Raw genomic sequence first — 21607 nt, forward strand, 5'->3', positions numbered from 1 at the left:
CCATGACAGCGACGCCCGTCGGACGATCCACCGCCGCGGCCGGCAAGCCGCGGCGGCGGTTCGCCGCGCTCTCGCCCTCGTGGCTGTTCGCGGCGCCCGCCCTGGTGGTGTACGCCGTCGTCGTGCTCTATCCCAGCCTGGCGGGCATGCTGTACGCCTTCACCGACTGGAGCGGGATCGGCGCGGACAAGTCGTTCGTCGGGCTGGCGAACTTCCAGACGCTCCTGCACGACGAGCAGGCCATGGACTCCATCGGCAACACGCTGCTGCTGACCGTGGCGATCGTCGTCGTGCAGAACGCCGTGGGGCTGCTGCTCGCGCTCGGCGTGCACGCCAAGCTGAAGAGCCGGGCGCTGCTGCGGGTGATCTTCTTCGCGCCGGTCGTGGTCAGCCCGGTCATGGTGGCCTTCCTGTGGAAGTACATCTACAACCCCGACCCGTCCGCGGGGCTCAACGGGCTGCTCGGGGTTCAGATCGACTGGCTGGGCGACCCGTCGCTCGCGCTGTGGTCGATCGCGGCCACGGTCGTGTGGCAGTACGCCGGCTACTCGATGGTCATCTTCCTGGCCGGGCTGGAGGGCGTGCCGAAGGAGCTGCACGAGGCGGCGATGATCGACGGCGCGAGCACCCTGCAACGCTTCCGATACGTCACCTGGCCGCTGCTCGCCCCGGCCCTGACGATCAATCTGATGCTCTCCACGATCGGCGGTCTCAAGCTGTTCGACCAGGTCTTCGCGGCGACCAACGGCGGCCCCGGCTACGCCACCGAGACGCTGTCGACCGTGCTGTACAAGCAGGCGTTCGTGTTCGGCAAGTTCGGCTACAGCACCGCGATCGCCCTGGTGCTCGCGCTGTTCGTGGCCGCGGTGTCGCTCGTGCAGGTCTACTACCTGCGCGGCCGGGAGGTGGCCCAGTGAGGCGGACGTTCCTGCTGGAGCTCGTCATGATCGTGGTGGCGGTGGCGTTCCTCTTCCCGGTGTACGCGCTGATCACCCTGTCGCTCAAGGACCCGGCGCAGATCTCGCAGACGCCGCTGGCGCTGCCCGCCCCGCCCACGACGGACAACTTCACCAAGGCCTGGTCGGCGGCCGCGCTCGGCCCGTCCCTGATGAACAGCACCGTGATCACCGCGGTCAGCCTGGTCGCGCTGATCGCCCTCGGCTCCTTCGCCGCCTACTACCTGGCCAGGGCCAAGAGCCATCTGGGCTACGGCCTGTACGTGCTGTTCCTCCTGGGCATCGTGCTGCCCTTCCAGCTCGGGATGATCCCGCTCTACCAGCTGGTGACCGACCTGGGGCTGATCGGCACGCACGCCGGGATGATCCTGTTCTATACAGGGATCCAGTTGCCGTTCACGGTGTTCCTCTACACCGGGTTCATCCGCGCGCTGCCCCGCGAGTACGCCAGCGCCGCCCAGATCGACGGCGCCTCGCATCTGACCGCCTTCACCAGGGTCGTCTTCCCGCTGCTGCGGCCGATCACCGGCACGGTGCTGATCCTCAACGCCGTGTTCATCTGGAACGACTTCTTCACCCCCCTGCTCTACCTGGGCGGCTCGGGGTTCGAGACGGTGCCGGTGAGCGTCTTCGCCTTCGTCGGCCAGTACGTCTCCGACCACGGTCTCGTCTTCGCCGGGCTGGTGCTCGGGGCGCTGCCGATCGTGGTGATCTTCCTCCTCCTGCAGCGCTACGTGATCAAGGGCTTCTCCAGCGGGCTGAAGGGCTGAGGTTCACCCGGAGACCACCTGGCCGCCCTGCACGACGTGGCGGATGTGCTTGGGCTCGGCGAGCACCCCGAGGTCCCGCAGGGGGTCGCCGTCGAGCACGAGCAGGTCCGCCCGCGCGCCCACCGCGAGCGTGCCGATCTCACCGGCCAGCCCGACCAGGTCGGCCGCGTTGACCGTGGCGGCCCGCAGCACGTCGATCGGCTGCTGCACCTCGCCACGCAGCCGGAACTCGTGGTTCTGGTGCCGGTGCATGCCGCCCAGCAGGTCGCTGCCGTAGGCCAGCCGCACGCCCGCGCGGGCGGCGCGCTCCAGCGCCCGGAGCCCGGCGCCGAGCACCTCGTCGACCTTGCGCCAGCTCGACTCCGGCAGGCCGAAGGCCATGCCCTCCTCCTTGAGCGCCCAGTACGTCACGAGCGTGGGCACCAGGTAGGCGTCGTGCCGCAGGAACAGCTCCACACTGCGGTCGTCGAGCAGGTTGCCGTGCTCGATCGAGCGCACCCCCGCCTCCAGGGCGCGGTTGACCGCGCGGGCCGTGTAGGCGTGCGCGGCGACGTAGCGGTTGGCGGCCTCGGCCTCCTCGACGATCGCGCGCAGCTCGTCCATGGAGTACTGGGTCGAGTCGATGCGGTCGGTGGGCGAGGCGACACCGCCGGAGGCCATGACCTTGATGTGGTGGGCGCCCTTGCGCAGCTCGTCGCGCGCGGCGGCGCGCACGGCGTCCACGCCGTCGGCGACCCGGCCGAGCCCGGCGCAGCAGGACTGGTCGGCGCCCCCGTTCTGGCCCCGGCCGCGCTGGTCGCCGTGGCCACCGGTCTGGCTCAGCCCCTTGCCGCAGAACAGCAGCCGCGGCCCGCGGATCAGGCCCTCCTCCTGGGCGTCGCACAGCCCGTAATCGGCCCCGGAGGCGTCGCGGACCGTGGTGAAGCCGCGGTCGAGCATCTGCCCCATCAGGCGGGCGCTGTGCGCGGTGACGTAGGAGGGCGACATGGCGGGCAGGCTGCCCAGGTCGGCGGTCGCGGCGGTGACGTGCACGTGCGCGTCGATCAGCCCGGGCACGACCACACCGCCGGCCACGTCGATCACCCGCGTGCCCGCGGTGCCGACCAGTCCCGGGCCCGCCTCGACGATGCGGCCCTCCTCCAGGCGCAGGTCACCTTCGGCGTAGTCGCCGGTGACCACGTCGAGCACGAGGGCGTTACGCAGCAGCAGACTCACTTGATACCTCTCAGGTTCTCTCGGCGGTTCCGTGTACGGCGGCGCGCAGGGCGGGCACCGCGAGCGGCGCCAGGGACACGGCGACGGCGACCGACTCCTCGTCGTAGCTGCCCTCGGCGTCCAGGATGTTCAGCACCCCGAGCACCTCGTCCCCGTCCATCACGGGCACGTTGACGATGGCCCCGCAGCCCAGGCTCTCGATCAGCTCATGGTCGGCGAACACCTCGCGCACGGCGGCCCGGTCCGGCCCGAAGTACGGCTCCCCCGCCTCGATGCAGCGGGCCAGCCAGCCCCGCGCCACCTCCACAGTCTTCTCCCCGCCGACGGGATAGCGCTCGGGGTGGCTGCTGTGGACGCGTCGCAGCGCCTGCCGGTCGGGAATCCAGGCCAGGACGGTGAACAGCCGCACCCCCAGCGATTCCCGGACCTTGTCCTCCACGTCTTTCAGGTCGGTCATTTCGTCATCTCCCCCGCGGTGTCGGCGGGATCGCCCCGCTCGGTCAGGTCTTCCAGTGACCGTCCGGCCGTCGCCAGGCCGAAGACGATCACGCAGATCACCCCGGCCACCAGCACGGCCGTGGTGAGGCCGAACACGCCGGCGAAGCCCAGGCTCGCGGCCGACAGTCCGATGATCGTGGGCGCGAGAATGCTGCCGACGCGGCCGAACGCGCTGGACAGGCCGGTGCCGGTGGCCCGGATCCAGGTCGGGAACACCTCGGGCGTGTAGGAGTAGACGCCCGCGTACGTTCCGTTGAGGAAGAAGGACAGCACCGCGCCCGCGATCGTGATGGCGACCGGCGAGTCCATCTGGGACAGCCAGAACGCGCTGATCGCCGAGCCCGCGAGGTAGAGCGCGATGGTGTTCTTGCGGTCCAGCCGCTCCGACAGCCAGGCGGCGGAGAAGTAGCCGGGGATCTGCGCCAGATAGATGATGATCGAGAACTCGAAGCTCTTCGTCACCGTGATGCCGCGCCCCACGAGCAGGGTCGGGATCCAGGAGAAGAACCCGTAGTAGGAGAACGTGATCACGAACCAGATCAGCCAGATGACGGCGGTCCGCTTGGCCATGGCCGGGCTCCACAGGAACCGCAGCGCGCTGATCAGGTTCACCTTCGGCGTGACCGTCGCGACCTGGGCGGTGGCGGCGGGCACGGGCGGAAGAGCCTGCCCGGTGGCCCGCTCGACGCGGCGTTCGAGGTCGACGACCACCGCCTCGGCCTCCGCGTGGCGGCCCTGCTGGAGCAGGAAGCGCGGCGATTCGGGCAGTGAGCGGCGCCACCACAGCAGCATCACGATCGGCACCGCGGTGATCAGCTGCGCGACGCGCCAGCCGTCGTCCATCGTGGGGACCACGAAGCGGCCGATCAGCGCGGCCATGACGAAGCCGAAGGAGAAGAACCCGGCCAGCGCGCCGATGAACCAGCCGCGCCGCTTGGCCGGGACGAACTCGGACAGGAACGGCGCGATGATCGCGCTCTCGGCGCCGGCTCCCGCCCCGGCGAGGATCCTGGAGCCCAGGAACGCCTCGTAGTTCGGGGCGAACGCGGCGACCACCGAGAAGACCGCGTAGAACGCCAGCGCGTACATCATGACCTTCTTGCGGCCGATGCGGTCGCCGAGCAGGCCCGCGATGGCCGCCCCGAACAGGAACCCGAACGGGCTCGCGGAGCCGATCAGCCCGAGCTGGCCGTCGTCGAGGCCCCATTCCGCGCGGGCGCTGGGCAGCAGGAAGGCGACCACGGCGGAGTCCATGCCGTCGAAGGTGTAGCCGAGTCCGCCTATGAGCAGAAGGAGATAGTGCGGACGGCTCAGGGGGAGCCGGTCCAGACGGGCCAACAAGGTCATGCCAACGCACCTTCCCAAGGTCACAGCCCTGCAGAACGATTGCCTGGCAACGTATAGTGCAAATCCCACAAGTTGCAATATTCTTTGCACATTCTCCCTGTTGCGAACGCGTAGCATGGCTGCTCGGCCACGGGAGAGGATCAGGTGACAGAGCGCGTCACGGACAGCTTTCAGGACTGGCTGCGCGACCGGGTGCCCGAGCGCGGGCTGCGTCCCAAGGCGGCCGCGCTGCTGGAGGTGCTCCTCTCGCAGCCGCGCCGGGCCTCGTTCGGCGCGGCCGCCGAGCTGGCCCAGCTCGCGGGCGTGAACGTGGCGACCGTGACGCGCACCGCGCAGGCGCTCGGCTTCGCCGGCTGGCCCGCGCTCCAGCAGGAGTTGCGCGCCCGCTACCTGTCCTCGCTAAGTGCGCCCCAGGTGGCGGCCGAGCACAGCGGCGCCGGCTCGCCCAGCTCCCGCTCACTCCGGCGTGACCTGGACAGCCTCGCGCTGCTCAACAGGCGCCTGGACGAGGGCGTGCTGCGCACGATCGCCGAGGCCGTCGCCGCCGCGGGCCGCACGGTGATCGTCGCGGACGGCAGCTACGCGGCGGTCGGCATGGCGCTCGCGCACAACGCCCGGCTGGCCGGCTACCCCGTCGCGGCCGTGACGAGCGGGGACGCCGAGCTGGCCAACTGCGTCGCGGCGATCGGCCCGGGTGACGTGCTGATCGCCATCAGCTTCTGGCGGCTGTACGAGAGCACCGTGCTGGCCGCCAACGAGGCGCGCGCCCGTGGCGTCCGCGTCTTCGCCTTGACCGACGCGGCCAGCCCCGCCCTGGCGAACGCCGCCGAGGAGGTGGTGATGGTCCCGGCCGAGGGGGTGGCCTTCTTCCCGTCGCTGACCGCCGGCATGGCCGTGGCGCAGGCGCTGGTCACGCAGCTGGCCAGCGTGGACCCGGCCCGGACGAGCGCCTCCATCGAGACGGCCGAGGGCATGTGGTCGAAGTTCGGCCTCCTGCACCGGCGCCCCACACCACCCGCCCCTGCCGACCAGCACAGCGACCAACCCGACTGACCGGCTATGCCGCCACGGACTTGCGCGGCAGCAGGAGGAAGGCGCCGAGGTAGAGAACCCCGGCCACGATGAGCAACCCCTTGTAGCCGATCACCAGCGCCAGATACTCCAGGCAGCCGCCCACCATGGCCCCCAGGAGGTTCGCGCCGAAGGACGTCGTGGCGTCCGCCGAGTCCGAGAAGCGCTTGGCGAAGACCACGTTCGCCGCGAAGATCGGCAGGAACGCCACCGTCACCGCCGCGACCGCCCGCAGGGGCAGCGGCAGCGACAGCAGCCACGTGTTGGGCACCAGCCAGGCCAGCAGCAGCCCGCCGAACAGCACCCCGTACATGACCGGCAGTGGCGGGGTGCGGAAGCGGCGGGTGATCTCGACGGCGGCGAGCACCGCGACGAGCACCCCGGCGAACACGATCGCGTTGACCACCCACGTCGTGCCGAACAGCAGCGCGAAGCCCGTCACGCTCTTGGTCTCCAGCAGCAGGAACGCCACCCCGAGCAGGAACAGGTCGGCGTACGGGCGCATCCGCCGGTAGGGCCCGGCGACGACGCGGACGGCGATCAGGCTGACCGCGAGGATCAGGCCGAGCGTGATGAGGTAGAGCGACGGGATGTCGCCGTCCTTCAGGTAGAGGAACGGCCGGTCGTCACCGGTGGGCGGCGGGGTGCCGGCGGCGGCGCCCGGCCACTCCCCCGCGCACCGCTGCGCCGACGCCGTCGCGCCGGCCGTGATCACGGCCTGCTGGCCGGCCGTGCTGACCACGTCGACGCACGGCTTGTGGCCGAACGCGCTCTGCACGGTCGAGGCGAGCCGGTCGACGAGCCAGCTCTCGCGGTAGTAGTTGTACATCGAGAAGGTCCCGGTGGGCTTGAGGTGCGCGCGGGCGGCGCGCATGGCCTCCTCGGTGAACAGGTAGCTCTCCAGCCGCAGCGAGCTGGCCCCCGACACGAGCGTGAGCGAGTCGGGCAGGGCGAACAGGATCAGGTCGTACTTGTCGCCGGTCCGTTCCAGGAAGGCGCGGCCGTCGGTGACGTGGGTGGTCACCCGGGGATCGTCGTAGGGCTTGTCAGGATGCAGGGAACCGCCGAGTTCGCGGAGTTTGGGGTCGATCTCGACGGCGTCGACGTGGGCGGCGCCCTTGGACAGGGCGATCGCCACGTCCGTGCCGCTGCCCGCGCCGACGATGAGCACGCTCTTGGGCGGGGTGCTCGCCCGCTCGTACGGCAGGCCGTACTGGCGCTCCCACTGCAGCCGGGCGGCGGCGGGCACCGCCTGCTGGTGCGGGATGCCGTTCACGGAGATGTCGGTGACGGGCACGCCGAGCTGCTGGAACTGCTTGTAGGTGACCTTGTAGTACGGCGACCAGAACGCCCCGGCGGTCAGCGTCTCGGCCAGCAGCAGCCCCACGACCGCCAGCGACGGCACGGTGACCAGCGCGAGGTAGATCACCCGCGGCCGGGGCACCAGCAGCACCCCGTAGGCGGCGGCCGCGAACAGCCCCCAGAACACCGGCGGCGCGCTCAGGAACGACAGCGCGGTGAAGATCGCGATTCCCGACAGGCTGCCGATCAGGTCGTAGCGGTAGGCCTCCAGGCGGGGCAGCTCGGGGAAGCAGCGCCCGACCAGCTCGGCCGGGCCCATCAGCACGAGCGCCGCCGCGCAGAAGATCACCGGCAGGATCAGCCACGCGGGCGGTCCGGTGGTCTGCAGGCTGGTCCAGTAGAGGACGCCCTCGGTGTTGCGGTCGACGGTGACGGGATAGGTCAGCACGACGAAGACCAGGCCGAACAGGATGACCGGCGAATAGTACGGCTGCCGCCGCGCCCGCCCCACGCGCAGGAACCCGAGGCCGATGCCGAGGAACGAGCCGAGAAGCACGAAATTAGTGAAATAGCTGAGATGCACGATGTTCGATCCGGTCCACCGGATCAGCGCCAGCTCCAGGAAGAGCATGAACCCACTGGCGAGAATGAGCCTCGGCCGCACCGCCAGCCAGTGGTCGCCGTCCTCGCCCGCTGCCGTCTTTTGTGCCTGGAGCGTCATGCCGCCTCACGCTAGTGAACGGACCGGGAACAAGGAAGCCTGACAGCGGGAATGAATATCGTCCCCTTAGTGGCTTTTACGGCATTTCAGCAGGTCAAAGCCCCTGAGATGCGCTGGACACGCCCGAACAGATGAAGGAATCTTGGAAGGTTCATTTCCCTCCGAACATTCCGGTGGTGCCTCATGCGCGTTCTGATCCAGCTGCGCCCCTCCCCCGATCTGGTCGCGGCAGTCGCCGATCCCGGCCAGACCGCCACCACGGCCGACGTCGCGGACGGCCTGCCCGGAGTCGAGCTCGACCACGCCTTCACGCCCGTGCCCCTCCCCCGGCCCGTCCCGCCGCCCGGCGGCGACCCGCTGTCACTCAACCAGCCGCTGGACTTCTCCCTGGCCGCCGAGGACGCCTCGGTGCTGGTCCGCGGCACGATCTCCGACGACGAGCTCCTGACCCGCGTGACCCTCCTGCCCACCCTCCGGCCCGACGTCGTGGGCGTCTACGCCGATCCGGTCGTCGAGTCCTCGCTGACCTGCGGCGGCGACGCGCCGTTCGGCGACTGGCACGACGTCGAACGGCTGCTCAACGTCCCCGGACTGCACGCCGAGGGGCTGGACGGCTCCGGGGTGACCCTGGCCGTGCTCGACACCGGCATCAACGCCGCCCACGTCGCCAGGCAGCTCGGCCGGGGCGTCACGCTCGACGCCCAGCGCAGCTGGAACCCCACGGGCGTCGAGGGCCGGGCGGGCGAGTTCGAGGTCGCCCATGGCACGATGTGCGCCTTCGACACGCTCATCGGCGCGCCGCAGGCGTCGCTGATCGACATCCCGGTGCTGCGCTCCACCCGTCCGGGCGGCTCGGCGCTCGACGGGCTGCTGTCGGACGCCGTGGCCGCGTTCGCGCACCTGCGCATGGTGCTCGAAATGCAGCCCGAGGCGTCGAGGGCGCTGGTGATCAGCAACTCGTGGGGGTCGTTCTCCCCCGAGTGGGATTTCCCCGTCGGCCATCCGGGCAACTACTCGGACAACGCGGCGCATCCGTTCAACCTGATGATCTCCAGTCTCGACAGCGCGGGTGCCGACGTGCTGTTCGCGGCCGGCAACTGCGGGCGCGAGTGCCGCGACGGCCGCTGCGCCTACCCGAACCGGCCGATCACCGGCGCGAACTCGCATCCCAGGGCCCTGTCGATCGGCGGCGTCGACGTGAGCGGCACCCGGGTCGGCTACTCCTCGCAGGGGCCCGGGCGACTGACCGCCCGCAAGCCCGACATCTGCGCCTACACCCATTTCTCCGGGTCCAAGGCGTTCGGCGATGCCGAGCCCGACTCAGGCACCTCGGCCGCGACTCCGGTCGCCGCCGGGCTGGTCGCGGCGATCCGTACGCTCTGGCCCACCTCGCGGCTGCGGCCCGCGCAGTTGCGCGCCCTGCTCCGCCGCACGGGCGAGGACCGCAGCGAGGTCGGCTTCGACTACGACTACGGCTACGGGATCGTCGACACCGCCGGGATCATCGCCGCACTCCAGCGCCGGGCCAGAAGCATGTCCTGACGGGGTGCCGTGGGGGCGGTGACCGCCTCAGGCGTTCTCCTGGTTGAACACCCGCGTCCCGATCGCGACGCTGACCAGGGCGAAGACCACGGTCACCGCCACCCCGACGCCGACCGTGCCGGTGGCGTAGTGTCCGGCGAACAGCTCACGCAGCGCCTCCAGGACATACCGGAACGGGCTGATGTGCGAGAGCGCGTCCAGCCAGCCGGGCGCCATCGACATGGGCAGGAACGCGCCCGACAGCAGGACCAGCGGCAGGACCGCGGTGCTCATCACCGGCGCGAAGAGCTGGTCGTCGAGCGTGAGCGCGACCGCGTACGACAGCGCGGCCAGGCTGAGCCCGAGCACGACCACCAGCACGAGCCCGGCCACCACCCCCGCGGCCGGGGCGCGCAGGCCGAAGGCGTAGCCGACCGCGACCAGCAGCACGGCCTGGATGATGAGCGTCACCGCGTTGTTGAGCACCCGGCCGAGCAGCAGGGCCAGGCGGCTGGCCGGGGTGACGCGCATCCGCTCCAGCACGCCCGAGCGTTTCTCGAAGACCACCCCGAACCCGGCCATACCGGTGCTCATCAGGCCGAGCTGGATGATCAGGCCCGGCACCAGCGTCTCCCAGGTGCCGATCGTGGCGAAGATGGGCCCGAACAGCACGAGGAAGACCAGTGGCTGGATGACGCCGAAGACGATGCCGATCTTCTGCCGCAGCGTGGCGCGCAGGTTGTGACGGAACAGCAGATAGGTCTCGCGCAGCATCAGACGCCCGCCTCCTCGCGCAGGGACCTGCCGGTGATGTCCAGGAACACGTCGTCGAGCGTGCGGCCGCCGGTCTTGAGCTCGGCCGGCGCGCCCTCGGCCACGATGCGGCCGTGGTCGATGATCAGCAGCCGGTCGCACAGGGCGTCGGCCTCGTCGAGGTAGTGCGTGGTCAGGAAGACCGTCACGCCCTGCTCGGCGCGCAGCGCCCGGATGTGGTCCCACAGGTTGGCCCGGCTCTGCGGGTCGAGGCCGGTCGTCGGCTCGTCCAGGAAGAGCAGCACGGGCCGGTGCAGCAGGGCGAACGCGATGTCGAAGCGGCGCCGCTGACCGCCGGACAGGGCGCCTCCTGGCCTGGACTCCAGGCCGGTCAGGTCGAGCCGGGCCAGCACCTCGCGCACCCGGGTCCCGGCCGCCTCGCGGGGCAGACCGTACAGCATGGCCTGGAGTTCGAGCTCCTCCCCGAGCGGGGCGGCCGGGTTGATTCCTCCGCCCTGTGAGACGTAGCCGATGCGGCGGCGCACCTCGCGGGCGTCGCCCAGCAGGTCGTGGCCCGCCACCGTGGCGGTGCCCGACGTGGGCTGGAGCAGCGTGGTCAGCATGCGCATGGTCGTGGTCTTGCCGGCGCCGTTGGGGCCGAGGAAGCCGACGATCTCGCCTGGCTCCACCGATATGTCCACACCCTTGACGGCTTCGACGCCGCCTTTGAAGGTCTTGCGCAGACCTACGGTCTTGATCATTTTCATCGCCTCCAAAAATAGAGTAGCCACAATTTTGGTGCGGCTGCAATATTGGTACCATGGAGGCATGGACGAGGGGCTGCGCGAGCGGAAGAAGCGGGAGACCAGGCAGCGCATCGCCGACGTGGCGATGGGGCTGTTCATGATCCACGGGTTCGACAACGTCACGGTCGCGCAGGTGGCGCGGGCCGCCGACGTGTCGGTCAACACGGTGTTCAACTACTTCGGCACCAAAGAGGACCTGTTCGCCGACCGGCAGGACGAGGTGGTGGACCTGTCGAGCAAGGTGGTGCGCGAGCGGCGGCCCGGCGAGAGCATCGTGGCCGCCTTCCGGCGCGACTTCTTCGACGCGCTCGACACCCGCGAGTGGCGGTACGGGATGGGCGAGGGCGCCGAGGTGTTCGGCCGGATGGTCGAGGAGAGCGCGGCGCTGATCGCCAAAATGCGCGAGGTGGAGCACATCTCGGCCACCAACCTGGCGGCCGTCATCGCCGAGGAGACCGGCGCCGGGCCCGACGACCTCACTCCGCAGCTCGTGGCGGACCAGATCCTGGGCACGACGCGACTGCTGACACGGCACGCGCTACGGCGCAAGATGGCGGGCGAGCAGTGGCCGGAGATCTGGGCGGACGTGCGCACGCAGGCGGCGAGGGCCTTCGACCTGCTGGAGACGGGGATCGGCGGCTATGGCCGCCGATCGCTAGTCGTCGAGCCCGCCGAGGATGGCGGCGCCGCCGAAGACCACCAGCATGATCGCGTAGAGGCCGATCACCGCTAGCATCAGGCAGGTGCTGACGATGCCGCAGATGCGGCCGGCCGACACCATGCCCCTGTTCTCATAGATGTAGCCGCTCTGGTCGATCTCCCGGAGCGCCTTGGTGCCCATCGACCAGGCGAAGGGGCCGATGAACGTACAGACGACCAGGCTCAGGATGCCCAGGACCAGGATCGTCGTGCCGTTGGGGTGCGTCTGCGGCGGTGGACCGTAGTAGGACGGGCCATAGTTGGGATAGGACATCTGCGCTCGCCCCCGTTGTCGTTTAGGCGGTTTGTTATACCACAGGCGCTCCGCCGTCCGCAGTTGACCAAACGCTTGCTAGACTCGCCGCATGCTCCGGGTTCTGAGGCTCTTCCTCCATCGGCTGGCGGCGGCCAAATGGTTCATGAAGGCCGGTCCCAAGTTCATGCCGCAGCTCGACCGGACCGTGCACCGGCTGACCCGGGGACGGCTGCTCAGCAACAATCCGGTCATCCCGACGCTGATCCTGGTCACCACGGGCGCCAAGTCCGGCCAGCCGCGCAGCACGCCGCTCGCCTGCCTGCCCGAGCCCGACGGCACCCTCCTCGTGGTGGGCAGCAACTTCGGCCAGGACCACCACCCGGCGTGGAGCGGCAACCTGATCAAGACGCCCAGGGCCACGGCCAGCTTCCGGGGGAAGGACTTCCCCGTCACCGCCACGCTGCTGACCGGCGCCGAGCGCGAGGCGGCGTGGCCGTGGCTGATCGAGCGGTGGCCGCTGTTCGACCGCTACACGGAGGTGTCCGGGAGGGAGCTGCGGGTCTTCCGCCTGACACCGACTCGGTGATCTCCTGCGTCATCATGGTGGGGCAACTTTTCCCTCTTTAGGAGCCCCTTCCCGTGCGTGAACGCACCCGAGCCTTCGTCGAGCACCAGCGTTTCCAGCGGTTCATCGTCGGCGTCATCCTGCTCAACGCGGCCACCCTCGGCCTCGAGACCGTGCCCGCCGTGGTCGAGAGCTACGGTCACCTGCTGACCGTGGTCGATCATGCGGCGCTCTACATCTTCGTTGCCGAACTGCTCGCGAAGATCTATGTCGAACGCTCACGCTTCCCGCGCGATCCGTGGAACATCTTCGACACCGTGATCGTGGCGATCGCCCTGGCCCCCTTCACGAGCGGCCTGTCGGTGCTGCGGTCCCTGCGCATCCTGCGGGCGCTGCGCCTGCTGTCGGTGGTGCCCAGCCTGCGCCGGGTCGTCTCGGCCCTGCTGCGCGCGATGCCCGGCATGAGCTCGATCGTGCTGCTGCTCTCCCTGGTCCTGTACGTGGCCGCCGTCATGGCCACCAAGTTGTACGGCGACACGGCGCCGCACCGCTTCGGCAGCCTGCCCACCTCGCTGTTCACCCTGTACCAGACGATGACGGGCGACGACTGGGGCAACATCGCCAGGGAGGTGATGAACACCCACCCCACCGCCTGGATCTTCTTCACGATCTTCATCCTGGTCTGCACGTTCGTCGTGCTCAACCTGTTCATGGCGGTCGTGGTGAGCGCCATGGAGGAGGAGTCGGCCGCCGAGCGCGCGGAGCAGGACGACGGCAACGCGGCTTCGCTGCAGATGATCCTGGCCGAGCTGACGGCGCTGCGCAAAGAGGTCACCGAACTGCGCGAAGAGCGGAAGGAGCTCGACTACGAGGTGGCCGCTCGACCAGGCGGAGGCGGGGGCGGGGGCGGCGGCCGCTCGGCTAGGCGGGGACGGCGGTAGGCGCGGCGGGCCGGTAGACCACCCGCCAGAGGGCGACCACCAGCAGCAGCGCCACCACGCTCCACGCCGGCACCAGCCCCGCGATCCCGCCGACCAGCAGCGGCACCACGATCGAGGGGACGGCCCAGCCCCAGATCCACCGGCGCCCGGCGCGGCTGGCCAGACCGAGCACGGCGGAGGCGGCGAAGTAGACGGCCAGGCCCCCGCACAGCACCCACGAGATGCCGCCGTGCAGGTGCTCGGCGGGCGCGGACGCCACCACGCCGAGCCCCGCCGCGGTCGCGGTGATGCCCGCCGTCATGGCGTAGTGCGCGGGCAGCGCGACGTACGGCTTGAGTCCCCGCTCGTGGATCTCGGGCACGGCGCTCAGGCCGTACTGGAGGGTGAGCCACCACAGCGACACGATCAGCCCGAACCCGGCCACGGCGGCCAGGCCGAGCGGCCAGTCCCAGCTGAGCCCGGAAGAGGCGATCACGACCTGCATGACCGCCTCGCCCAGCACGATGATGACGAACAGCCCGAGCCGCTCGCCCAGGTGCGCGGGGTCGAGCACGGCGACCTTCGGCGCCTCCAGGTAGCGCGCCTCCAAGATCCTCCCGCCCCTGGCCGCCCGGCGCAGCTCGCGCGCCCTGAGCCGCTCGGCCTGCGCCGTGACCTCCTTGACCAGCCGCTCCGGCCGGCGGCTCTGCAGGATGGAGAAGGTGAGGTCCAGCGCGATGCCGAGCCCCCACAGGTAGTAGCGCCACTCGCCCTCCACCCCGAGCGAGGCGAACCACGGTGTGAGGCCCGCGCCGAGCTGGGCCGCGGGCCAGGCGGTCATCACCGTGCTGGCCGCCTGGATCGACCGGGAGGCGCTGACCCGGCAGGTGATGTAGGCGGCGATGAACCACTTGTCGTGCGTGCCGACGCCGGGGATGGCGTGGGCGACGTCAGGGGCCGCCGCCGCCATGACGGCGATGCCGAACATCCCGATCAGCATGCTGCGCAGGTGCGTCTTCTCGGCGCGGACGTTGGAGTAGAGCGTCAGGGACGTCCAGATACTCCAGATCGCGTAGTAGAGGATGGCGAACAGCGCCACATCGCCCCACGTCGGGTGCTGCAGGCGGTGCGCCAGCTGGGCGACCGCCACCACCACGACGAGGTCGAAGAACAACTCCAGCCAGCTGGCATGCCGCTCACCCACGCCACTCGCGACTACGGCATCACTCGCGGCTTCCGCGTCACTCGCGGTTCCTGCATCACTCACGGCTACCGAGAATAGAACTCCACGACCAGCTGCTCGTCCACCGGGACGCTGATCTGCTCGCGCTCGGGCCTGCTGACCAGCGTGAACCGCAGCTCGGAATGATCGACGGACAGGTAGGCCGCGATCCGCTCGTCGGCGTGCACGCCCTCGGCGGCGGCCACGAACGGCTGCATCCGGCGCGAGCGCTCCCGCACGCTGATGACCTGGCCGGGCTTGACCAGATAGCTGGGGATGTCCACCTTGCGGCCGTCGACGGCGATGTGGCCGTGGTTGACGTACTGCCTGGCCGCGTAGATCGACGGGGCCAGGCCGGCCCGCAGCACCAGCGAGGCCAGGCGGGTCTCCAGCAGCGTGACCAGCTCGGCGCCCGACGCGCTCGGCTTGCGCACGGCGAGGTCCCAGTAGCGGCGCAGCTGCCGCTCCGACACGTCGTAGTACCAGCGCAACTTCTGCTTCTCCAGCAGCCGCAGCCCGTAGTCGCCGGAGTTGCGGCGGTTGGTCTTGCGGCCGTGCTCGCCCGGCGGGTAGGGGCGCTGCTCGAAGTAGCGGACGGCCTTCTTGGTCAGCGGGACGCCCGCGCGACGTGACAGTCGCACCTTCGGACCGGTGTAGCGCACGTTCACCTCATGTGGTTAGGTAATCCTTACTTAGGTAAGGCTAACCTATAGCTCAGTGAGATCTCAAGGAGGCGCCATGCTCACGATCCCCGAGCGGATCCGCACTCTTGCCGCGTCGGCGAGCGTCGCCCGGCTGTCCGTCGACGGCGCCCCCACGCCCGCCCGCGGCGGGGTCGACGAGCGGGGCCGCCCGGTGCTGCTGGTGCGGCCCGGCGAGGCGCTGCACGGCCTGCGCGACGACGCCGTCGTGGCGGTGAACCTGACCGCCATGCGCCTGCTCGGCCAGGTGACGCACCCCCGCGGGCTGATCGAGGTGCAGGGCTGGGCGCAGGCGGTGCCCGAGAGTGAGGCACGCGCGGCCGCCGTCGCGGTCGCGGCGCACACGGCCGACGAGGCCCTGTTCGAGGCGCTGGAGAGGTACGGCCGGCCGAACGCGCCCCGGCTGCTGCGGCTCGACGTCGGCCAGGTGGTGTACCTGACCGGGCAGGACTCCGGGGTGCTGGACGCCGACGACTACCTCGACGCGGCCCCCGACCCGCTGGCCACCACCGCCGAGCGCGCGCTGGCCCACATCAACGAGTCGCACCGGGCTCAGCTCGCGGGCGGGGTGGCCAAGCAGCTGGGCGGGGACGCCGGGGACGTGTGGCTGTGGGAGCTGGACCGCTACGGGGCGACCGTCCGGGCGGACGAGCAGCTCGTACGCTTCGCGTGGCCGGCCCCCGCGCACACCGCGCTCTGCCTGGAGACCGCGCTGCGCGGCCTGCTGTGCGCGTGCTGACCCTAGGCGCGCCGACCGCGCCGCGCGGCCTGCTGTGCGCGTGCTGACCGTCCTAGGCGTGCCGACCGCCCTGCCGTGAGCGTGCTGACCGTCCAGGGGACCCGCGTCGCGGAACTTGATCACGATTCGCCGGGAGTCACCCGGGACGGGGGGCCGAGTTACTATCATCGACGCCTGTGGACCACACGGAGCGGCGCAGGCGGATTCTGATGGTCGCCGGATTGATGGCCGGTTGTCTGATGCTGGCCACCGCGGCGATCCTCGTCGGCGGCGCCTTCACCGGGACACAGCTCACCATGGCAAGCCTGCCCGAGCGTGGCCACGACCCGGGCCCGGCGCGGCGCGAGCCGGGAATGATCGAATCGAAGCTCGCCCGCTATCGCGTCCCGGTCACGCGTCCGGTCCAGTCCACGCCGCCCCCCGCGGAACCCACGCCCACCCGCCGTGCCAAGAGGACCGCCCCGGCCACCCCTGACGCCACCCGGGCGACCGGCACCCCGCGCCCCCAGGCGAGCCCCACCCGGAGCGCGTCACCGACTCCGTGGCCCGGCCGCACGATCATCGCCACGCCGCAGCCCGCGCTGCCCGAGGCCGCCATGGGCCGCACGCAACCGCTGAGAAGCACCCCCTCGGACCGGAGCACGCCACCGCGCAAGACGAAGAAGCCCTGGCCGAGCCGGCATCCCCACCGGTGAGGGCCTGGCCGCCGCCGACCGTCAGGACGTGACCTTGAGGCGGGTGATCATGCTCTCATCGACCGCGTCCGGCGAGAGCACGTGGTCGAGGACCATGACCGCGCACCCGCTGATGCCCGCTCCGGCGCCCAGCCTGCTGGGCTCGATGCGGAGCCGGCGGGTGGCCAGCGCGGTGGAGCGGCGGTAGACGACCTCGCGGATGCTCGACACCAGCGGCCCGAACGCCTCGGCCACGTCGCCGCCGAGCACCACGACCGACGGGTTGAGGATGTTGACGGCCACGGCCAGGACCTCGCCGATCTGGCGGCCGGCCTCGCGGACGATCGCCATCGTCTCGGCGTCCCCGGCGCGCACCAGCGTGGTCACGTCGGCGATGGTCTTGACGTCCTTGCCCGCGGCCCGCAGGTCGCGCAGCAGCGCGGTGCCGCTGGCGACCGAGTCGACGCAGTCGATGTTGCCGCAGCGGCAGAGCACGCCGCCGCCGTCGCGCACGGGGATGTGGCCGATCTCGCCCGCCGCGCCGAGCGCGCCGCGAAGGATCTTGCCGCCCGCGATCACACCCGCGCCGATCCGGGTGGACACCTTGACGAACATGAGGTCGTCCAGGTCGGGATAGGCGCCCCGGTGCTCGCCGATGGCCAGCAGGTTCACGTCGTTGTCGATGAGTACGGGCACCGGGAAGCGCTCGCGGATCACCGGCGGGATCACCACGCCCGTCCACGAGGCCATCACCCGGGCGCTCTCGGTGCGGCCCTGCGCGAACTCGACCGTGGCGGGCATGCCCATGCCCACGCCCCGCAGCATCGAGCGCGGCCGGTCGCCGAGTAGTTCGTCCCAGGTGTCCATGACGAGCGGCAGCACCACGTCGGGTCCCTGCTCGACGTCGATGGCGAAGTCGCGCCCCTCGAGCTCGCGGCCCGCCAGGTCGCAGACCGCCACCCGCGTACGGCTGGCGCCGAGGGCGGCCACCAGCACCACGCCGCCGACGGCGTTGAACTCCAGGCGGACCGGCGGCCGGCCGCCGGTGGACGGCGCGTCGGCCCGCTCCACGACCAGACCGCGCTCGAGCAGCTCGCCGACCCGCAGTTGCACCGCGGGGCGGGACAGGCCGGTCACCCGGCCCAGATCCGCTCGCGTCACGGCCTCACCGGTGCGGATGAGGCGGAGCACCTCGCCACTCGTGGCGAGCGTCGCGGCGGTACGTCGAGGCATCCGCCAAGTGAATCACAGGAGGTTAGGTAATGAAAAGTCTCGACTTTTTTATCTCAAATAGCAAAACTCTGCTTGTGTAGATACGCAACTCTGGCTAGTGTCCGTTCTGTCCCTGCTTGGTAGATCATCGGAGTTCCCAGCCGTGTCCCCCTCTCCCACCCCCGCCACCGCGTACGCCGCCGACCTCGTGGTCTTCGGCGGCACCGGCGACCTGTCCATGCGCAAGCTGCTCCCGGCGCTCTACCACAGCGACGTGGAGGGCCGGCTCTCGCCCGAGACCCGGATCATCGCCATGTCCCGGGGCGGGCTGACCGACGAGGACTTCCGCGGCAAGGTGGACGCCGAGGTACGGGACCGGGTCCCGGCCGACCTCGGCGCGTGGCAGCGCTTCCTCGGCCGCCTGCACCACGTGTCCGTCGACGTGGGCGGCACGAACCGCTCCGGCTGGAGCGCGCTGGCCACCCTGCTGGGCGGGCACGAGCAGCGCGACCGGGTGTTCTACCTGGCCAGCCCGCCGATGACGTTCGGGCCGTTCTGCCGCGAGCTGGACCAGGCGGGCCTGGTGACGCTGCGCTCGCGGGTGGTGCTGGAGAAGCCGCTCGGCCGTGACCTGGCCAGCGCCCAGCGGATCAACGAGGAGGTCGGCGCCATCTTCGACGAGGCGCAGATCTTCCGCATCGACCACTACCTGGGCAAGGAGACCGTGCAGAACCTGCTCGTGCTCCGCTTCGCCAACGCCTTCCTGGAGCCGATCTGGAACTCCCTCTGGATCGACCACGTGCAGATCACCGCCGCCGAGACCGTGGGCACGCCCGGCCGGCGCGGCTACTACGACCAGGCCGGCGCGCTGCGCGACATGGTGCAGAACCACCTGCTCCAGCTGCTCTGCATGACCGCCATGGAGCCGCCGGCCCGCAACGACCGCGAGGCGATCCGCGACGAGAAGGTGAAGGTGCTCCAGGCGCTGCGGCCCATCACCGGCACCGAGGTCGACCGCTTCACCGTGCGCGGCCAGTACACCGAGGCCGACGGAATGCCCGGTTACCTGGACGAGCCCGCCTCCACCCCGCCCACCGAGGCGTCGCGGCGGGTGGAGACGTTCACCGCGATCCGCGCCGAGGTCAAGAACTGGCGGTGGGCCGGGGTGCCGTTCTACCTGCGTACCGGCAAGCGCCTGCCGCGCCGGGCCTCGGAGATCGTGGTGCAGTTCAAGGACGTGCCGCACTCCATCTACCCCGGCGGCTCGCCGAACCGCCTCGTCCTGCGGCTGCAGCCGGAAGAGGGCATCGAGCTGCACATCATGGCCAAGGAGCCGGGAGCGGGCGAGGTGGCGCTCAAGCCGGTGCCGCTGAGCCTCAGCTTCGGCAAGACGTTCACCGCGCGCGTCCCCGAGGCGTACGAGCGGCTGCTCATGGACGTGCTGGCGGGCAACCCGACGCTGTTCATGCGCCGTGACGAGGTGGCCGCGGCCTGGCAGTGGATCGACCCGATCCTGGCCGCCTGGGAGTCGTCCGCCGAACTGCCCGAGCCCTACCCCGCCGGGTCCACCGGACCGGCGGGCGCCCACGAGCTGCTCGCCCGCAGCGGTCGCGAGTGGCACGAGGAGGACCAAGCGTGAGCAAGCCGACCTGGGGTCGAGGACCCGCTGAAGGAGGGTCGATGCACCCCGTCGTCCAGGAAATCACCGACCGGATCATCGAACGCAGCCGAGCCAGCCGTACCGTCTACCTGGACCGGATCCGGCGCGAAGGTGCGGCCGCCCGCGCCAAGGGCCCGGCCCGCGCGCAGCTCGGCTGCGCGAACCTGGCACACGGCTTCGCCGCCGCGCCCGCCGCCGACAAGCCGCTCCTGATGGGTACGGCCAAGCCCGGCGTGGCCATCGTGACCAGCTACAACGACATGCTCTCCGCCCACCAGCCGTACGAGACGTACCCGGCCGAGCTCAAGGCGGCGGTGCGCGCGGCCGGTGGCGTGGCGCAGGTGGCGGGCGGCGTGCCCGCGATGTGCGACGGCATCACCCAGGGCCGCGCCGGTATGGAGCTGTCGCTCTACAGCCGTGACGTGATCGCCATGGCGGCCGCGATCGCGCTGTCGCACGACATGTTCGACTCCTCGCTGCTGCTGGGCGTCTGCGACAAGATCGTGCCGGGCCTGCTCATCGGGGCGCTGCACTTCGGGCACCTGCCCGCAATCTTCGTGCCGGCCGGCCCGATGACCTCCGGGCTGCCGAACAAGGTCAAGGCCCGCGCCCGGCAGCTGTTCGCCGAGGGCAAGGTGGGCCGGGACGAGCTGCTCGACGCCGAGGCCAAGTCGTACCACTCCCCCGGCACCTGCACCTTCTACGGCACCGCCAACTCCAACCAGGCGCTGATGGAGGTCATGGGCCTGCACCTGCCGGGCTCGACGTTCGTCAACCCGCACACCGAGCTGCGGCACGCGCTGACCGAGGCGGCCGGGCGCCGGGCAGTGGAGATCACCGCGCACGGCCCCGAGTACACCCCGGTCGGCGAGCTGGTCGACGAGAAGTCGATCGTCAACGCCTGCGTGGCGCTGCTGGCCACCGGCGGCTCCACCAACCACACCCTGCACCTGGTCGCCATGGCCGCCGCCGCCGGAATCGTCCTGACCTGGGACGACCTGGCCTGCCTGTCGGCCGCCGTGCCCTCGCTGACCAAGATCTACCCGAACGGCCAGGCGGACGTGAACCACTTCCGCGACGCCGGCGGCATGCAGGTGCTCATCGGCGACCTGCTGGACGAGGGCCTGCTGCACGCCGACGTGCTGACCGTGGCGGGGCGCGGGCTGGACCACTACCGGTCGGCTCCGACGCTGTCCGACGGGAAGCTGACCTGGTCCCCGGTGACCGGCGGCAGCGCCGACCTCGACGTGCTGCGGCCGGTGGCCGCGCCGTTCTCCGCCGACGGCGGCATCCACATGGTCGAGGGCAACCTGGGCCGGGCCGTCAGCAAGGTGTCGGCGGTCAAGGCCGAGCACCTGGTGATCGAGGCGCCGGCCAAGGTGTTCGACGACCAGCTCGAGCTGCTGCGCGCCTTCGAGGCGGGTGAGCTGGACGGGCAGGACTTCGTCGCGGTCATCCGCTACCAGGGGCCGAGCGCGAACGGCATGCCCGAGCTGCACAAGCTCACGCCGCCGCTGGCCGTACTGCTCGATCGGGGGCAGCGGGTGGCGATCGTGACCGACGGCCGCATGTCGGGCGCCTCCGGCAAGGTGCCCGCGGCCATCCACCTGTCGCCCGAGGCGGCCGACGGCGGGCCGATCGCGCTGGTCCGCGAGGGCGACGTGATCAGGCTCGACTCGGCGGCGGGGACGCTGGAGGTGCTGGTCCCGGCCGAGGAGCTGGCCCGGCGGACGCCCGGCGGCCGGCCGCTGAGCGACGCGCAGTGGGTGGGGACCGGGCGCGAGCTGTTCGCCACGTTCCGCCGCATGGCGGGGCACGCGGAGCAGGGGGCGGGGATCTTCGGGATCAGCGGCGCCGAGTCGCCGGACCACGGCCCCGGGCTGGGCTTCCCCGCCGAGGCGGGCGCCTCGCACCTGGAGTCGGGCGCCCCTCGCGGGCGGCACGCGAGCATCGCCAGATGAACCACGTGTTCTTCGCCGGCCATCGGCTTGCCGGCGAG

The 21607-nt window shown here is 70.9% G+C and carries 21 protein-coding genes; 11 read left to right on the forward strand and 10 right to left on the reverse strand.

The genetic code is table 11. The features are described 5' to 3' along the window. The first annotated feature begins 2 nt into the window (after positions 1–2). The gene (locus LDL49_RS27585; RefSeq protein WP_225294858.1) at positions 3–917 is read left to right on the forward strand and encodes a carbohydrate ABC transporter permease; all 915 of its coding nucleotides are present in this window, start codon (positions 3–5) and stop codon (positions 915–917) included. Beyond that, on the forward strand, positions 914–1726 hold the full coding sequence (locus tag LDL49_RS27590) for a carbohydrate ABC transporter permease (protein ID WP_225294860.1): 813 nt from the start codon (positions 914–916) through the stop codon (positions 1724–1726). Before LDL49_RS27585 ends, LDL49_RS27590 begins: the two co-directional genes overlap by 4 nt. Before the next feature lie 3 nt (positions 1727–1729). Here LDL49_RS27590 and LDL49_RS27595 read toward each other — a convergent pair whose 3' ends face one another. From LDL49_RS27595 to LDL49_RS27605, 3 genes are read right to left on the reverse strand one after another with little or no spacing between them, the layout of a single operon-like run. Then, on the reverse strand, positions 1730–2941 hold the full coding sequence (locus LDL49_RS27595) for a metal-dependent hydrolase family protein (RefSeq protein WP_225294862.1): 1212 nt from the start codon (positions 2939–2941) through the stop codon (positions 1730–1732). A 10-nt stretch (positions 2942–2951) separates the two neighbouring features. Beyond that, the gene (locus LDL49_RS27600) at positions 2952–3398 is read right to left on the reverse strand and encodes a GAF domain-containing protein (protein WP_225294864.1); all 447 of its coding nucleotides are present in this window, start codon (positions 3396–3398) and stop codon (positions 2952–2954) included. Continuing rightward, positions 3395–4786: an MFS transporter gene (locus tag LDL49_RS27605; protein WP_225294866.1), complete on the reverse strand. Its 1392-nt coding sequence runs from the start codon at positions 4784–4786 to the stop codon at positions 3395–3397. The genes LDL49_RS27600 and LDL49_RS27605 overlap by 4 nt, the downstream gene beginning before the upstream one ends. A 144-nt stretch (positions 4787–4930) precedes the next feature. Between LDL49_RS27605 and LDL49_RS27610 the strand changes: the two genes are divergently transcribed. Beyond that, the gene (locus LDL49_RS27610) at positions 4931–5839 is read left to right on the forward strand and encodes a MurR/RpiR family transcriptional regulator (RefSeq protein WP_225294868.1); all 909 of its coding nucleotides are present in this window, start codon (positions 4931–4933) and stop codon (positions 5837–5839) included. Positions 5840–5843: 4 nt separating this feature from the next. On the opposite strand, the gene LDL49_RS27615 is transcribed toward LDL49_RS27610, so the two are convergent. Continuing rightward, positions 5844–7880 (reverse strand): spermine/spermidine synthase domain-containing protein, encoded by a 2037-nt coding sequence (locus LDL49_RS27615; RefSeq protein ID WP_225294870.1) that lies wholly within the window; start codon positions 7878–7880, stop codon positions 5844–5846. A 183-nt stretch (positions 7881–8063) separates the two neighbouring features. Here LDL49_RS27615 and LDL49_RS27620 point away from each other — a divergent pair, with 183 nt between their 5' ends. Further along, positions 8064–9422, forward strand: a complete 1359-nt coding sequence (locus LDL49_RS27620) for a S8 family peptidase (protein ID WP_225294872.1) — start codon at positions 8064–8066, stop codon at positions 9420–9422. A 27-nt stretch (positions 9423–9449) separates the two neighbouring features. Here the strand turns inward: LDL49_RS27620 and LDL49_RS27625 are convergent, their stop codons facing one another. Next, positions 9450–10175 (reverse strand): ABC transporter permease, encoded by a 726-nt coding sequence (locus LDL49_RS27625; protein ID WP_225294875.1) that lies wholly within the window; start codon positions 10173–10175, stop codon positions 9450–9452. After that, positions 10175–10915: an ABC transporter ATP-binding protein gene (locus tag LDL49_RS27630; RefSeq protein ID WP_225294877.1), complete on the reverse strand. Its 741-nt coding sequence runs from the start codon at positions 10913–10915 to the stop codon at positions 10175–10177. Before LDL49_RS27630 ends, LDL49_RS27625 begins: the two co-directional genes overlap by 1 nt. 67 nt (positions 10916–10982) lie before the next feature. Between LDL49_RS27630 and LDL49_RS27635 the strand changes: the two genes are divergently transcribed. After that, positions 10983–11693 (forward strand): TetR/AcrR family transcriptional regulator, encoded by a 711-nt coding sequence (locus tag LDL49_RS27635; protein ID WP_225294879.1) that lies wholly within the window; start codon positions 10983–10985, stop codon positions 11691–11693. Here the strand turns inward: LDL49_RS27635 and LDL49_RS27640 are convergent. Further along, complete coding sequence (locus LDL49_RS27640) at positions 11616–11933, reverse strand: DUF4190 domain-containing protein (protein WP_225294881.1); 318 nt, start codon at positions 11931–11933, stop codon at positions 11616–11618. The genes LDL49_RS27635 and LDL49_RS27640 overlap by 78 nt on opposite strands. A 91-nt stretch (positions 11934–12024) precedes the next feature. Here LDL49_RS27640 and LDL49_RS27645 point away from each other — a divergent pair, with 91 nt between their 5' ends. Beyond that, complete coding sequence (locus LDL49_RS27645; RefSeq protein WP_225294883.1) at positions 12025–12501, forward strand: nitroreductase family deazaflavin-dependent oxidoreductase; 477 nt, start codon at positions 12025–12027, stop codon at positions 12499–12501. A 53-nt stretch (positions 12502–12554) separates the two neighbouring features. Next, positions 12555–13421, forward strand: a complete 867-nt coding sequence (locus LDL49_RS27650; protein WP_225294886.1) for an ion transporter — start codon at positions 12555–12557, stop codon at positions 13419–13421. Here the strand turns inward: LDL49_RS27650 and LDL49_RS27655 are convergent. Continuing rightward, positions 13402–14667, reverse strand: coding sequence for a low temperature requirement protein A (locus LDL49_RS27655; protein WP_225294888.1), 1266 nt, complete (start codon positions 14665–14667; stop codon positions 13402–13404). The genes LDL49_RS27650 and LDL49_RS27655 overlap by 20 nt on opposite strands. A gap of 2 nt (positions 14668–14669) precedes the next feature. After that, positions 14670–15284: a 30S ribosomal protein S4 gene (rpsD, locus tag LDL49_RS27660; protein WP_225295168.1), complete on the reverse strand. Its 615-nt coding sequence runs from the start codon at positions 15282–15284 to the stop codon at positions 14670–14672. A gap of 76 nt (positions 15285–15360) precedes the next feature. Between rpsD and LDL49_RS27665 the strand changes: the two genes are divergently transcribed. Then, on the forward strand, positions 15361–16062 hold the full coding sequence (locus LDL49_RS27665; protein ID WP_225294889.1) for a DUF2470 domain-containing protein: 702 nt from the start codon (positions 15361–15363) through the stop codon (positions 16060–16062). Positions 16063–16238: 176 nt separating this feature from the next. Further along, entirely contained in the window at positions 16239–16757 is a 519-nt protein-coding gene (locus tag LDL49_RS27670) for a hypothetical protein (protein WP_225294891.1), read from the forward strand. A gap of 21 nt (positions 16758–16778) precedes the next feature. On the opposite strand, the gene LDL49_RS27675 is transcribed toward LDL49_RS27670, so the two are convergent. Then, complete coding sequence (locus tag LDL49_RS27675; RefSeq protein ID WP_225294893.1) at positions 16779–17969, reverse strand: ROK family transcriptional regulator; 1191 nt, start codon at positions 17967–17969, stop codon at positions 16779–16781. Between the two features lie 142 nt (positions 17970–18111). On the opposite strand from LDL49_RS27675, the gene zwf reads away from it, so the two are divergent. Then, entirely contained in the window at positions 18112–19587 is a 1476-nt protein-coding gene (gene zwf, locus LDL49_RS27680) for a glucose-6-phosphate dehydrogenase (RefSeq protein ID WP_225294895.1), read from the forward strand. A 41-nt stretch (positions 19588–19628) separates the two neighbouring features. Continuing rightward, on the forward strand, positions 19629–21569 hold the full coding sequence (gene edd, locus LDL49_RS27685; protein ID WP_225294897.1) for a phosphogluconate dehydratase: 1941 nt from the start codon (positions 19629–19631) through the stop codon (positions 21567–21569). Positions 21570–21607: the final 38 nt, after the last annotated feature.

This window comes from Nonomuraea aurantiaca (genome assembly GCF_020215705.1).
GTDB lineage: Bacteria > Actinomycetota > Actinomycetes > Streptosporangiales > Streptosporangiaceae > Nonomuraea > Nonomuraea aurantiaca.